A 14176-nucleotide genomic window follows, 5' to 3' on the forward strand; every position below is an offset into this window, starting at 1 on the left:
GTTCATCCGCAAATATCTGCGGTTAAAAAAGCAAATTGAATCAATCTTTGACTGGCCGCATTGTCGGGAACATCACGGCATCTCGGATGCTTTGAGTGTTAGTTAAAAGCATCACCAATCTGTCTACACCGATGCCCATTCCTGCACAATTCGGCATTCCCAAAGATAGCGCTTGGATGAAATCTTCATCCATTGGATGCGCTTCGTCATCTCCTGCATTCTTCTGTGCTAATTGCTCTTCAAACCGCTTTCTTTGCTCTTTCGGATCGTTCAATTCTGAGAATCCGTTGGAGTATTCTGTACCGTTAATAAATAGCTCGAAACGCTCGACAAATCCGGGTTTGCTGCGGTGTCCTTTGGCTAGGGGACTGACTTCGACTGGATAGTCGATGATGAATGTCGGTTGAATTAGTTTGGGGACAACTAATTTGTCGAAAACTGCGTAGAGCACATAGCCTAAACTCTGTTGTTCTAACTTGGAAAGGTGTAGTTCTAGCTTGGTTACGGAGGCGATCGCACTTTCGAGATCCAAACTGTCAAAATCCAGCCCAAACTCGTCTCTGACGGCTTCCACCATCGTTTTCACTTGCCAGTGTTTGCCGCTAAAACCGGGATATTTTTCGCTGTAGTCGTATTTGCGTTCTAAACTAATCGTTTCTCCCTGATTTTCAATTTCCTTGACATCGCCAAATACCGCTGCTGCTGCGAAACACATCACGTCTTCGACAACTCCTAAAATGTCGAATACATCTGCGTAAGCTTGGTAAACTTCTAAGGATGTGAATTCGGGATTGTGGGTGCTATCAATACCCTCATTTCTAAAGGCTTTTCCTAGTTCAAATACTCGCTCGAAACCGCCACAAATTGCTCTTTTTAAGAACAATTCTGGAGCAACGCGCAAATACAAATCTACTTCTAAAGCATTGTGATGCGTGATGAATGGTTTAGCTGCGGCACCGCCGTAAATAGCTTGCAATGTCGGTGTTTCTATTTCATAAAAACTCGCATTCCAAAGATAGGAACGGATGCTTTGGACGATGCGGCTGCGTAGCATGAAACGGTTGAGGGCTTCTTGGTTGCTAGCTAAGTCCATTTCGCGGTGGCGACGGCAAACTTCGGGGTCATTAACTCCGTAATAAGCATCGGGAAATTGGATCGTAGCTTTTGATAAAAGCGTGAATTCCCGCACTAAAATAGAAAGTTCTCCCCTGGGGGTGCGGCAGCCGATGCCTTCTACGCCGACAAAATCGCCGACATCAAGCAATTTTTTAATTTGTTCAAAGCTCAAACCGACTTCGCCGGTGACGATGGCTTTTTCGATTTTGAGTTGAATTTTGTCTGTGGCGTCTTTTAAATCTATGAAGCCAATTTTGCCGCTGTCTCGTTTGGAAATAATCCGGCCGGCTAATCGCAGGGGGATTTCTTCGGGGTCACTTTGTCCGTTTTCGAGTTCTTTTCCCGGCTGACTAAATATTTCGCGCACTTGTTGGGCTGTGTGCGATCGCGCGTAGGATTGACTGGGATACGGTTCTATGCCTTGCGATCGCAGTTCGTCTACTTTTTGACTGCGGACTTCGGCTTCACTCAGAGTCATTAGTTATTGCCTGATTAAAATTACCAATATCTTAGATCTTGCACTGCATTGTCACATTCACAGGCTTTCTGGTCTGTTCCACAACTCAATTCTTTTGTGGGTAGGCCGACAGCGGACGCCCGAAAGCTCGATCGCAACAGGTGCAAGATGTCAGAAACACCAAACTCTATCATAACTGAGCTGCCTGACGGAGCCAATTTGCTAAATAATTCAGATACACGCTGCTTTCTGTACCCTGGCTGCTGAAATATTTGCGATCGCAAATTGTTATCGACAGCATAAAGCGGGCGAAACATTAAAAAATTAAGTTGTCTGTCGATCGCAACAGGTGAGATGATATGTAGTGCAGCCTCACGGCAGTTCCACAGAAACTGAACAGCAGAGACGCGGGCGATCGAACTCGACTCATCGCACCTCTGCCAGAATCGACCACACACACTCTTAGATATAAAAACCAGAATTATGGCTGTTGCAACTCAATCACAGACTGAAGAACTCTGCATCAACTCTATCCGCTTTCTCGCCATCGATGCGGTAGAAAAAGCAAAATCAGGACATCCGGGACTGCCGATGGGCGCTGCCCCTATGGCCTTCGTGCTGTGGGATCGCTTCATGCGGTTCAACCCCAAAAACCCCAAGTGGTTCAATCGCGATCGCTTCGTCCTCTCCGCCGGCCACGGCTGTATGCTACAGTACGCCCTCATGTACTTGGCAGGCTACGATAGCGTCAGCCTCGACGACATCAAGCAATTTCGTCAGTGGGAATCCAAAACCCCCGGACACCCCGAAAACTTTGTTACCGAAGGCATAGAAGTTACCACAGGCCCCCTGGGACAAGGCATTGCTAACGCCGTCGGTTTGGCAATGGCAGAAGCTCACCTCGCTGCCAAATTTAACAAGCCCGACCACACGATTGTTGACCACTACACCTATGTCATCATGGGTGACGGCTGCCACATGGAAGGCATTTCTGGCGAAGCTTGTTCTTTGGCTGGACACCTCGGACTCGGCAAATTAATTGCCCTCTACGATGACAATCACATTTCCATTGAAGGCGACACTAACTTGGCCTTTACTGAAGATGTCGGCAAGCGTTTTGAAGCTTACAACTGGCACGTCATTACAGTAGATAATACTGCTCTAGACCACGATACTAATCTAGCAGCAGTTGACAAAGCTATTGCAGAAGCGAAAAAAGTCACGGACAAACCGTCCATGATTAAAGTCCGCACCATCATTGGTTACGGTTCTCCTAACAAGCGGAATTCCTACAGCGCTCACGGTGCTGCTTTGGGTAGCGATGAAGTCCAAGCAACTCGCGATTTCTTGAAGTGGGAATACGCACCGTTTGAGATTCCTAATGATGCTTTGTCACACTTCCGCAAAGCAGTCGATCGCGGTGCTGCATCCGAGCAAGAATGGAATAAAACTTTTGCTGATTATAAAGCAAAATATCCCGCAGAAGCAGCAGAATATGAGCGCACGGTTGCTGGCAAACTTCCCGAAGGTTGGGATAAAGTTCTCCCGACTTACAAGGTAGAAGATAAGGCTGATTCGACTCGGAATCATTCTGGAAAATGTTTGAATGCTTTGGCTGCTGTCCTACCTGAATTAATCGGTGGTTCCGCTGACTTGGCATCTTCTAACATGACCTTGCTTAAGGGTGAAAAAGATTTCCAAAAAGGTCAATACGAAGGACGCAACCTGCGCTTTGGCGTGCGGGAACACGCTATGGGCGCGATCGCCAATGGTTTGCTACTCCACGGCGGTTTGATTCCTTACTGCGCCACATTCTTGGTATTTGCCGACTATATGCGCGGTGCAATTCGCCTCTCCGCACTCTCGGAAGCCGGAGTCATCTATGTCATGACTCACGACTCCGTAGCCCTGGGCGAAGATGGCCCCACTCACCAACCAGTCGAAACCATCGCTTCCCTGCGCGCTATCCCCAATTTGTTGGTGATGCGCCCTGCGGATGGAAACGAAACATCCGGCGCTTACAAAGTGGCGATTGAAAGCCCCAAACGCCCCACTTTAATGGCTTTGTCTCGTCAAAACTTGCCGAATTTGGCCGGAAGCTCGATCGAAGGAACAGCCAAAGGCGCTTACACTTTGTCCGACGACGGCGGCACTCCCGACATCATTTTGATCGGCACCGGTGGCGAAACATACCTCTGCGTTGATGCCGCTGTAAAATTGCGCGCCGCAGGTAAAAAAGTCCGCGTCGTTTCGATGCCTTGCTGGGAATTGTTCGACTTGCAAGATGCCGCTTACCGCGAATCTGTACTGCCAAAAGCTGTTACCAAGCGGTTAGCAGTTGAAGCAGCTTCTAGCTTCGGCTGGGGACGTTATTTGGGTTCCGAAGGCGACAGCATCAGCATCGACACATTCGGCGCTTCTGCACCGGGCCCAGTTGTTCTAGAAAAGTTTGGCTACACCGTTGACAATGTGTTAGCTAAGGCTAAGGCGCTGTTGGGTTAATCAATAGCAACAGCATAATTTGTGGTGGGGCGGGCTTTGGGCTCGCCCCATTTTTTATAGGAGAAGGAAGAAGGAAGAAGGAAGAAGGAAGAAGGAAGAAGGAAGAAGGAAGAAGGAAGAAGGAAGAAGGAAGAAGATAAGACTTCAACCTGCGGAGGCAGGTTTCGTTTGTGTAGACGCGAATTCCATTCGCCGGGAATCTCAACCACGGGCGCATCTTCAACCCGCGGAGGCGGGTTTCGTTTGTGTCGCCGCGAATTCCATTCGCCCGGTCTTCTTTATATTTCTGCAACCTGCGGAGGCAGGTTTCGTTTGTGTAGACGCGAATTCCATTCGCCGGGAATCTCAACCACGGGCGCATCTTTAACCTGCGGAGGCAGGTTTCGTTTGTGTCGCCGCGAATTCCATTCGCCCGGTCTTCTGTATATTTCAGAGATTTGAGATAAGTTATAAGTTATTGGGTTAAATTCCCAATTCCCCATTCCCCATTCCCCATTCCCCATTCCATTTATGATTTGGAATTTGTTAAATAACCTGTTATTCACGGGGAATTATATCCCTCACGGGCACTGTTACCTTTGGCAGCGAGAGCTAGTCGCGCTCCATATAGTGTCAGACTCTATAATTGCCCTGGCCTACTATTCAATACCGCTATCGCTAATTTATTTTATCACTCAGGGAAAAGACTTGCCCTTTCGCAACATCTTTTGGCTGTTCGCAGCTTTTATTATCTCCTGCGGCACTACTCATATAATGGAAGTTTGGACGCTTTGGCATCCTGTTTATTGGGTTTCTGGCAGTCTGAAAATCATTACCGCCGCAATTTCTGCTTACACCGCTTTTGCATTAATTCCTTTAGTTCCCCAAGCATTAACTCTCATCAGTCCAACTCAATTAGGGATGATCGATCGCATCCTGCAACAAGAAATCATCGAACGCCGAAAAACAGAAGCTCGCTATCACACTTTAACTGAAGCTTCGCCGATGGGAATATTTTATACAGACGCTTTAGGAGACTGCTTGTATGTCAACGAACGCTGGTGTCAAATTTCGGGAATGACCTGTGATGAAGCTTTGGGCAAAGGGTGGTTGCAAGGCATTCATTCAGACGACCGCCAGCGGGTTTGTGCCGAATGGTATAGCGCCGCGCAGCAGAAATTGCCATTTACATCTGAGTACCGCTTTCAAGGCATCGATCGCACTAAAATTAGTTGGGTACTCGGTCAAGCTGTCGGTAAAATTGGAGAAAATGGGGAGGTTAATTATGTTGGTACTATTACTGATATTACAGAACGCAAGCAGGTAGAAGAGGAAAATAGACTGCTCCATGAAACTCTGGAGCATCGAGTTGCTGAGCGCATTGCTAAAATGGAAATTTCTCACCACAATTTGCCCGAAGAAATAGCCTACCGAGAAAGAATTGCGATAACTCTGTTGGAATTGACGCAACTGCAAAATGCAATTCTTAACAGCACTCACTACACAATTATTTCTACAGATCCCGACGGTACAATTAAAACATTTAATCGGGCAGCACAGCAACTTTTAGGTTATTCCCCCGAAGAAGTGGTGGGGAAAGTCACGCCAGCAATAATTCACGATCCTCTAGAGGTAGATAAAAGAGCTGAAGTTCTTTCTCAACAATTGGGAGTAAAAATAGAGCCGGGAATGGAAGTTTTTGTTGCCTTGCCGCGCCGGGGAATAGCTGACCAAAATGAATGGACTTACATTCGCAAAGATGGTTCGCGATTTCCGGTGCAATTGTCGGTGACAGCCTTAATTGATCCTGAAGGAAATATCACTGGTTTTTTGGCGATCGGTCAGGATATTAGCGATCGCAAACAAGCCGAAAAAGAGCTGCGCGATCTCACCGCTGCCATGCAAAATGCGGTGGAAGGCATTTCGCGGGTGGACATTGAGGGACGCTACGTGAATGTTAACCGAGCTTACGCTCATAGATGCGGTTACAAACCAGAAGAAATGATCGGCATGGAATGGCAGCTCACGGTACATCCGGGTGATGTTGAGATGCTGCTCTGTGCTTATCAGGAAATGCTAACTTCTGGCAAAGTAGAAGTTGAAGCTAGAGGCGTCCGGAAAAATGGCTCGTTTTTTTACAAGCAAGTAACAATGGTAAAAGCTTGGGACGCCCAAGGGATATTTAACGGCAACCACTGTTTTATGAAAGATATCACCGAGCGCAAACTAACTGAAACAGCTTTGCAGGAAAGTGAATTCAAATACAGGCAAATAGTTGAATTAGCAGAAGAAGGTATTTGGGTAATTGACGGTAATGCCCTCACGACTTACGTGAACCACGCAATGGCGCGAATGCTCGGCTATAGTGAATTAGAAATGTTTGGTCGGCCGCTTTTGGATTTCATGGACGAACAGGAAAAACAACAAGCTCTTGATCATGTCGAGCGCCGCAAGCAAGGTATTGGTGAACAACACGAATTTAAATTCAAGAGCAAGGATGGCAAAGATATTTGGACGGATATGTCTACCAGTCCAGTCATGGACTCCCAGGGGAATCTGCTGTCTTGTTGCGCCTTGGTTTACAACATTACACACCGCAAAGCAGCAGAGCAGCAAATGCTGCAACTTACAGAAGATTTGAAGCGTTCCAACGAGGAATTAGAACAATTTGCTTATGTAGCTTCCCACGATTTGCAAGAACCGCTCCGAGCCGTTACCAGTTACGCTCAATTGCTGGCCCAGCGCTATCAAGGAAATTTGGATGCTAAAGCAGATAAATATATTCATTATATTGTTGACGGCGCTACCAGAATGCAACAATTGATTAATGATTTGTTGGCCTATTCGCGCCTGGGAACCCGATCTAAAGAATTTGAGCTAGCCGATTGCAACGCTGCTGTCAACCAAAGTTTGTCTAATTTGCAAATTGCGATCGCCGAAAAGAAAGCTGTCATCACCTGCGACGCGATGCCAACCGTGATGGCAGATGAATCTCAACTGGTGCAATTATTCCAAAATTTGATCGCTAACGGCATTAAATTTTGCCGCGAAGATATTCCGTTGATTCAGATCGCTGCCCAGAGGCAAGAGGGCGAATGGCTGTTGAGCGTCCGCGATAACGGCATTGGCATCGATCCGGAATATGCCGATCGCATTTTTATTATTTTTCAACGCCTGCACTCTCGCCGCGAATATTCCGGTACTGGCATAGGTTTGGCGATGTGCAAGCGCATTGTGGAACGCCACGGCGGGCGCATCTGGGTGGAATCTCAAGAAGAAAAAGGAGCGATTTTTTACTTTACTATTCCTATAATTAGTATCTGAAGGCTTAAATTTCATTTATTTTTTTTATAATCACAAGGATAAACCGGTTATGAGCGATCTAAGCACTGTTAGACGAGTTGAGATTCTGCTAATTGAGGATTCGCCAAGCGATGCCGATTTGGCCATAGAAGTCCTCGGTCAGGGTAAAATATTGAATAACTTGCATTTTGTGGAGGATGGAGTCGAAGCAATCAAGTTTTTACGCAAAAAAGCACCCTATCTGGGCGTACCCCGTCCCGATTTGATTTTGCTCGATTTGCATCTGCCGAAAAAAAGCGGTATTGAAGTGCTAGAAGAAATTAAAACTGACCCGAAGTTAAAATTAATTCCTGTAGTGATTCTCAGCACTTCAGCCGCTCCCGATGATATTTTTAAGTCCTACTCGCTCCACGCCAACTGTTACATAACCAAGCCTGTAGACTTCGTACAATTTACTAAAGTAGTCAGGTTACTTGAGGAATTCTGGCTCGCAGTCGTCAAACTTCCAGTAAATTATTAATTGATGATTTGTGGCTGGCGTTCATTCAGTTGACAGTTGACAGTTGACTGCTTGAGTGCGACCTCTACCTAAAAGGAAGAGGATTGGAGTAATGAATAGTTTTCTTTTAATTTCTCCCCGATCAGGGTTCCGGCTTTAAACCAATTGTTTTTGGTAATGAAAGTTATCAAAAACGGATGCAATCCCCCAATTTATATCATTTTCGATTTTATCTGTGGAGTAAATCTAAAATCTAAAATCTAAAATCTAAAATCGACTGACTGTTACCAAATAATAACTTTCAAGTTAAAAATGGCAAGATCAAGCAAAAAAGTTTAAGCTGAAATGGGTAAAGTAAAAATTTTATAGTCAAAAAGGTCAAAGCTATGTGGATTAAAATTCTGTTAGTAGAAGACAATCCGGCTGATGCTGATTTGCTTGCAGAACTGTTAGAAGTATCTGTCGCAGTCCAGTGGGAACTCGTGCCTGTTGAGTTCCTCCATGAGGCGATCGCCCAATTGTGCAAACAATCCTTTGATATAGTCTTGCTAGACCTTTCTTTGCCCGACAGCCACGGTTTGGAAACCCTAACTCGCCTGCAAGAAGTTGCCCCGGATACGCCAATGGTGGTAATGACCGGCTTGGATGATGAGGCGATCGCACTTGAATCAGTTCGCTTGGGTGCCCAAGATTACATTGTTAAAGGTCAAATTACTACTCAATTATTAGTGCGGACGATCCGCTACGCGATCGAACGATCGCAAACATTTCAAATGCTGCGGGAAAGCGAGCGCCGTTTTCGGGCGATTTTTGACTCTTCGTTTCAGCTAACCAAGCTGCTCACTCCCGAAGGAGTCGTGCTGGAAGTGAACGAGACAGCCCTGGAGTTTACAGGAATGCGATCGCAAAATATTATCGGCCGCCTGATTTGGGAACAGCCGAATTGGCAACTGTCACCAAATGGTAAAGAACAATTAAAAGAAGGGATCGCCAAAGCTGGTATGGGCGAGTTTTTTCGTCGCGAAATAGACTTGTTAGGAAAAAGTGGCCACATTGTGACAGTTGATTTCTCAGTGAAACCTGTTAAAAATGAGACAGGACAAGTTTTGCTGCTGATTGCTGAAGCCCGCGACATTAGCGATCGCAAACGTGCAGAATCCGAAACTCTCAAAGCCCTCGCACGAGAAAAGGAACTTTCCGAACTGCGAGCTAAATTTGTGACAATGGTTTCCCACGAGTTCCGAACACCCTTGACAACCATCCAATTTTCAACTGGATTACTGCAAAATTACAGTTTTCAGTGGCCAGAAGAAAAAAGATCTACTCATTTTGTGCGGATTCAATTAGCCATCAAACGCATGACAGAGTTATTAGAAGATATCCTCGTAATTGGCAAAATAGAAGCAAATAGCTTACAGTTTCAACCCGTCTCATTAAACCTGGAAAAATTTTGCCGTCAACTGGTAGAAGAACAGCAGCTCAACGACAGCAACCAACATCCGATCGCCTTTATTCTTAAAAGTGACAACTGCGACGCTCAAATGGATGAAAAACTGATGCGGCAAATGTTGGGAAATGTCCTCTCAAATGCCATCAAATATTCCCCCACTGGCAGTCCAGTCTCCTTGCAGCTCAACTGTCAAAACGGAGAAGCTATTTTGCAAGTTCAAGACCAGGGTATTGGGATTCCCCAAGCCGATTTAGAGAGGATCTTAGAAACTTTTTACCGAGCTACAAATGTCGGCACTATTTCCGGTACCGGTCTCGGTTTAGCAATTGTCAAAAGGGCTGTGGAACTTCACGGCGGTCAACTGGCGATCGACAGTCAAGAAGGAAACGGCACAACTTTCACGATTACCTTGCCTTTAATTTGCGCTCCCAGCCAATAACAACTAAATTATCAACTATAAATATCCGCAGTTTAACGCTAATTTAAGTGCATAAAAAAACAAGTTTATCAAGTGTATAAACGCAAATCTTTTCAAAAAACTACTAACTAAAAGGAGCAATCACCGTGGTTAAAATTTTGGTAATTGAAGACGAAGAATCAATTAGAGAAAATATTTTAGAGTTGCTGGAAGCCGAGAATTTTCAAGGAATTGGAGCGACCAATGGTAAAATTGGCATCAAATTGGCGATCGCACAAATCCCGGATTTAATTTTGTGCGACATGATGATGCCGGAAATTGACGGTCACGGCGTCCTCGAAGCTTTGCGATCCGAACCACTAACTGCCACAATTCCGTTTATTTTTCTCACAGCCAAAGTCGATAAAAGTGACATTCGCACGGGCATGGAACTGGGCGCAGACGACTATATCACTAAGCCCTGTACGCCGCAAGAACTGCTAAAAGCAATTGCTATTCGACTTGAGAAACACAAAACAATTAGCAGACAGTCTCAAAAAACCCTAGACGAATTGCGCACCAATATTAGTATGTCGCTCCCCCACGAATTGCGGACTCCTTTGAATGCTATTCTGGGTTTTTCCGAGCTAATTATGTCAGAATATCAGGTTTTCGAGGAATCAGATATCTTAGAAATGATCGGTCAAATTAATACTTCAGGTCATCGTTTATATCGGCTGATTCAGAACTTTTTGCTATATGCAGAATTGGAGATGGCAGCTACAAATCCCGAACTGCTTCTTGAGATGCGAAACAGCGAATTTAGCTGCGTAAAATCTTTGCTGAGTCAAAAAGCGCGGCAGCAAGCAAAACTGGTGAATAGAACAGACGATTTACAATTAAATTTGCAGGATTCGTCCGTTGCCATTGATTCTATCAGACTCACAAAAATTGTTGAGGAACTGTTGGACAATGCCTTCAAATTCTCTTTAGAAGGAACGCCAGTCTTTTTAAGCACTTTTATAGAGGATCAGACTTTTATTCTATCTGTCAAAGACCAAGGGCGTGGGATGACTGCCGATCAGATTGCACAGCTACAAGCTTACAGGCAGTTCGATCGCAAACTTTACCAACAAGCAGGTTTGGGATTGGGCTTAGCCATCGTTCAACGCCTAGCAGAATTGCACGGAGGAAAATTTAAAATAGAAAGTTTGCCGCAGCAAGAAACAATAGTTTGCGTTTCCCTGCCAGTCTAAATAATATAGCGACTGCGCCCGATGTTTAGGACTTTCTGGCATTGCACTTTCCCTATGCGATCGATTGCTTCTTCCTTCTCTCGCGACGATAACTAAAGCCTTCTTCTTCCTTCTTCCTTCTTCCTTCTTCCTTCTTCCTTCTTCCTTCTTCCTTCTTCCTTCTTCCTTCTTCCTTCATTGTGCCGGAGCGATCGCCCGTTTCACACATCGCTGCATATAAATTTGAGCTACCTTATCCCTAGGATTGACTTGCAGGCACGCCGAAAACAATCTTGTAGCTTCGACAAACCTGTCACTATTGTAGAAGACCAAACCTTGCTCAAAGATTGTCTTTGTCTCTAACTTTTTCTGTCGCAACTCCGGCGGATCTGCTGCAAATACTTCATAAATTGTGACCATGCGCGATTTGCCTTTCACTGTAACGCGATCGATCAATCTAAAATCATAAACATCGGTCAACTGTATAAAAGTATTGTGAGTAATTAACATCGAAACTCCATACTCTTTTGTCAAATTTTCCACGCGAGAGGCTAAATTTACTGCATCGCTAATCACCGTGCTATCCATCCGATTTTGGCCGCCAACCGTGCCTAACATCAAAGAACCTGTATTGATCCCAATGCCAATTTGCAGCGGTGGGCGATCGGGCTGACTGCGACTACTATTATAATCATTAAGCTGTTCTAGCATCGCAATTCCAGCTTTCACAGCATCATCCGCACTGCCATTAAACAGCGCCATAATTGCATCGCCGATGTATTTATCAATAAACCCAAAATTTTCAGTAATTGCGGGTTCCATCCGCGACAAATAAGCATTAATAAATTGAAAATTTTCTTCGGGATTCATCAGTTCAGAAAGAGCCGTAAAATCGCGAATATCTGAAAACAGCACCGACATTTCTTTCTGTACCTGATCGCCTAGTTTTACATCCAGAATACTTTCATATCCCAGAAAGTGGAGAAATTGGTGCGGTACAAACCGCCCGTAAGCATCTGTTAATTTTTCTTCCGCTGCTAAAGCTTTTTCCAACTCGTCTGTGAATTGGCGGCGCTCGGTTTCTACCTCTTGACGCTCTGTGATATCTTGAAAAGCTGCGATCGCATAAACTATATTTTTCCGTTCATCGTAAATTGGAGTCGCCCAAACCTCGATCGGCACAATCCTCTCCGGGCGGTGAATTTCTGCATCATCAGCGTGTACCACTTCTCCCCGCAGCGCCCGCCTAATCGGTTGCATTTCGCCCGGATAAAGCTCATTACTTCCGGCGTAGTAAGTTTGATAAACTTCCGGCAAATTGGTAGAATTAACATCAGAAACTAAGCCTTTGCCAAGTATTTTATCAGCCCAAGAATTCATGTAGCAAGGCTTCCCCATACCATCTACCACAAATATACCCACAGGCACAGCTTCCAGCAATTGAGTCAGCCGACTTTCGCTTTCTAACAGCGCTTCATTTAACTTTTCTTCAGCTACCAAAGCTTTTTCCAAATCATTCGTAAACCTCAGCCGTTCCACATCAACCAGTCTTCGCAAAGTAATATCCTCAGCAAAACCCTGATAGTAAAGCAGTTCACCACTAGCATCAAAAACAGTGCGCGCGTCCTCAGAAATCCAGATAATACTACCATCTCGGCGGTAAACTTCCGACTCAAACTCAGACACAGTACCGTACTGTTCCATCAGCGCAAAAAACTCTTGACGGCGGTGCGGTTGCACGTACAATTGCCGCTGAATATCATTAACACTTGCGATCAATTCTTCATGGGAATCATAGCCGTAAATTTGAGCCAGAGCAGGATTAGCGCTGAGCAACTTTCCATCAGGTGCAGTCTGAAAAATACCTTCAAGAGCATTTTCAAATATCTGGCGATACTTCTCTTCAGCTTGCACCAGCGCGGTTTCAGCTTGCTTGCGTTCCGTAATATCAGTAAAAGCAATAATCCCGTAGCAAATATCGCCGATAGAATCATAAATAGGAGTCGCCCAACTCTCCACCGGAATAACCTTATTCCCAGTCCGAATTTCTACACCCTCAGTCCGCACTGTTTCGCCCCGGAGCGCCTGCATAATTGGCAACTCTTCCACAGGACATCTCTGATTAGTTCCGGCTTTATAAAATTGATAAATTGCTGCTTTCTGCTCCGAATTAATATGTGGCACAGTGCCTTTACCAAATATCTCCCGCGCCTTCTGATTTGCGTAAAAAGATTGACCATTCGCATCCAGCACGCACACACCCAATGGCATAGCTTCCAGATATTGCGTCAACCGACTTTCGTTCTCGTGGAGTTTAGCAATCAGCATCGCCTGCTTGCGGCTTAATTTTGCCAACTCCTGATTCATCTCCTGAAGTTCTACTTGTTTTTCAGCTAATTGTTTATCTTGAAAATATTTATATATTGCCTCAGTAACAGTTAATTTTAAGTCATCAGATTGCCAAGGTTTAGGTATATATCGGTACAATTTAGCATAGTTTATAGCATTAGCTACCGCCTCCAAATCAGCCTGCCCTGTCAGCATGATCTTGAGAGTGTTCGGCGAGATAGCATGAACGCTCCTCAATAGCTCGTCTCCTTTCATATTCGGCATGATATGATCGGAAATAACCAAAGGAACTTCATACTGTTCTGCTAAAAGTTCAGACAGCAACTCCAAAGCTTCTTCGCCGCTTTGGGCAGTTTCAATTAAATATTTATCTTCAAAGGCTTTTAGCAGGTCTATTTCCAGACTATCGAGTATAGTCTGCTCATCATCGACACAAATAATAACTGGTTTTTTCATAACTTTGCTAGACCAGACTTAATCGCTTCAATTAATTCTTGATTTTGCCAGGGTTTTTGTATAAAAGCATGAAGATTTGCGTGAGCTTTTGTGCGTTCGATTGCTTCCTTATCTGCTTGGCCCGTCAGCATCACTGTCACAATTTGCGGATATTTTTGATGAATTTTAATCAGCAACTCATCTCCTTTCATTCCGGGCATCAACCAATCAGAGACAATTACTAGAATGTTAATCTCATCTTCACATAGCTCTTGAATAATCTCCAGTGCTTCGGCAGCACTTTCAGCAAATTCGCAAAGATATTTACCGTTAAATGCCTGTTGCAGTTCAATTTCCAGACTTTCCAACACCGCTACTTCATCATCAACACACAAAATTGCTGGTTTAGACATCGCTAGTTTTCCTCCTTTAGTCTGGCAGGGTGAACCCCGAT

At 44.9% G+C, this 14176-nt stretch carries 11 protein-coding genes; 6 read left to right on the forward strand and 5 right to left on the reverse strand.

Features of this window, described 5'->3' with window-relative positions; translation table 11 throughout:
* Positions 1–40: 40 nt before the first annotated feature.
* Entirely contained in the window at positions 41–1594 is a 1554-nt protein-coding gene (lysS, locus tag QUB66_RS19025) for a lysine--tRNA ligase (protein WP_332969229.1), read from the reverse strand.
* A gap of 20 nt (positions 1595–1614) precedes the next feature.
* Entirely contained in the window at positions 1615–2031 is a 417-nt protein-coding gene (locus tag QUB66_RS19030; RefSeq protein ID WP_332969230.1) for a hypothetical protein, read from the reverse strand.
* 25 nt (positions 2032–2056) lie between these two features.
* On the opposite strand from QUB66_RS19030, the gene tkt reads away from it, so the two are divergent.
* The 6 genes from tkt to QUB66_RS19060 all read left to right on the forward strand — a co-directional run bounded on the left by tkt (position 2057) and on the right by QUB66_RS19060 (position 10959).
* Entirely contained in the window at positions 2057–4075 is a 2019-nt protein-coding gene (gene tkt / locus QUB66_RS19035; RefSeq protein ID WP_332969232.1) for a transketolase, read from the forward strand.
* 19 nt (positions 4076–4094) lie between these two features.
* Positions 4095–4442, forward strand: coding sequence for a hypothetical protein (locus QUB66_RS19040; RefSeq protein WP_332969233.1), 348 nt, complete (start codon positions 4095–4097; stop codon positions 4440–4442).
* Positions 4443–4585: 143 nt separating this feature from the next.
* The gene (locus tag QUB66_RS19045; RefSeq protein ID WP_442923307.1) at positions 4586–7378 is read left to right on the forward strand and encodes a PAS domain-containing sensor histidine kinase; all 2793 of its coding nucleotides are present in this window, start codon (positions 4586–4588) and stop codon (positions 7376–7378) included.
* 49 nt (positions 7379–7427) lie between these two features.
* Entirely contained in the window at positions 7428–7877 is a 450-nt protein-coding gene (locus QUB66_RS19050) for a response regulator (RefSeq protein WP_265233645.1), read from the forward strand.
* Positions 7878–8242: 365 nt separating this feature from the next.
* Positions 8243–9745: a sensor histidine kinase gene (locus QUB66_RS19055; RefSeq protein ID WP_332969235.1), complete on the forward strand. Its 1503-nt coding sequence runs from the start codon at positions 8243–8245 to the stop codon at positions 9743–9745.
* A gap of 125 nt (positions 9746–9870) precedes the next feature.
* On the forward strand, positions 9871–10959 hold the full coding sequence (locus QUB66_RS19060) for a hybrid sensor histidine kinase/response regulator (protein WP_265233647.1): 1089 nt from the start codon (positions 9871–9873) through the stop codon (positions 10957–10959).
* A 52-nt stretch (positions 10960–11011) separates the two neighbouring features.
* Here the strand turns inward: QUB66_RS19060 and QUB66_RS19065 are convergent, their stop codons facing one another.
* From QUB66_RS19065 to QUB66_RS19075, 3 genes are read right to left on the reverse strand one after another with little or no spacing between them, the layout of a single operon-like run.
* Positions 11012–11167 (reverse strand): hypothetical protein, encoded by a 156-nt coding sequence (locus QUB66_RS19065; protein WP_332969237.1) that lies wholly within the window; start codon positions 11165–11167, stop codon positions 11012–11014.
* On the reverse strand, positions 11134–13743 hold the full coding sequence (locus QUB66_RS19070; protein ID WP_332969239.1) for a PAS domain S-box protein: 2610 nt from the start codon (positions 13741–13743) through the stop codon (positions 11134–11136). Before QUB66_RS19070 ends, QUB66_RS19065 begins: the two co-directional genes overlap by 34 nt.
* Positions 13740–14135, reverse strand: a complete 396-nt coding sequence (locus QUB66_RS19075; protein WP_265233650.1) for a response regulator — start codon at positions 14133–14135, stop codon at positions 13740–13742. Before QUB66_RS19075 ends, QUB66_RS19070 begins: the two co-directional genes overlap by 4 nt.
* Positions 14136–14176 lie beyond the last annotated feature (41 nt).

The sequence above is a fragment of the Microcoleus sp. A2-C3 genome (assembly GCF_036706065.1).
Taxonomy (GTDB): Bacteria; Cyanobacteriota; Cyanobacteriia; order Cyanobacteriales; family Microcoleaceae; genus Microcoleus.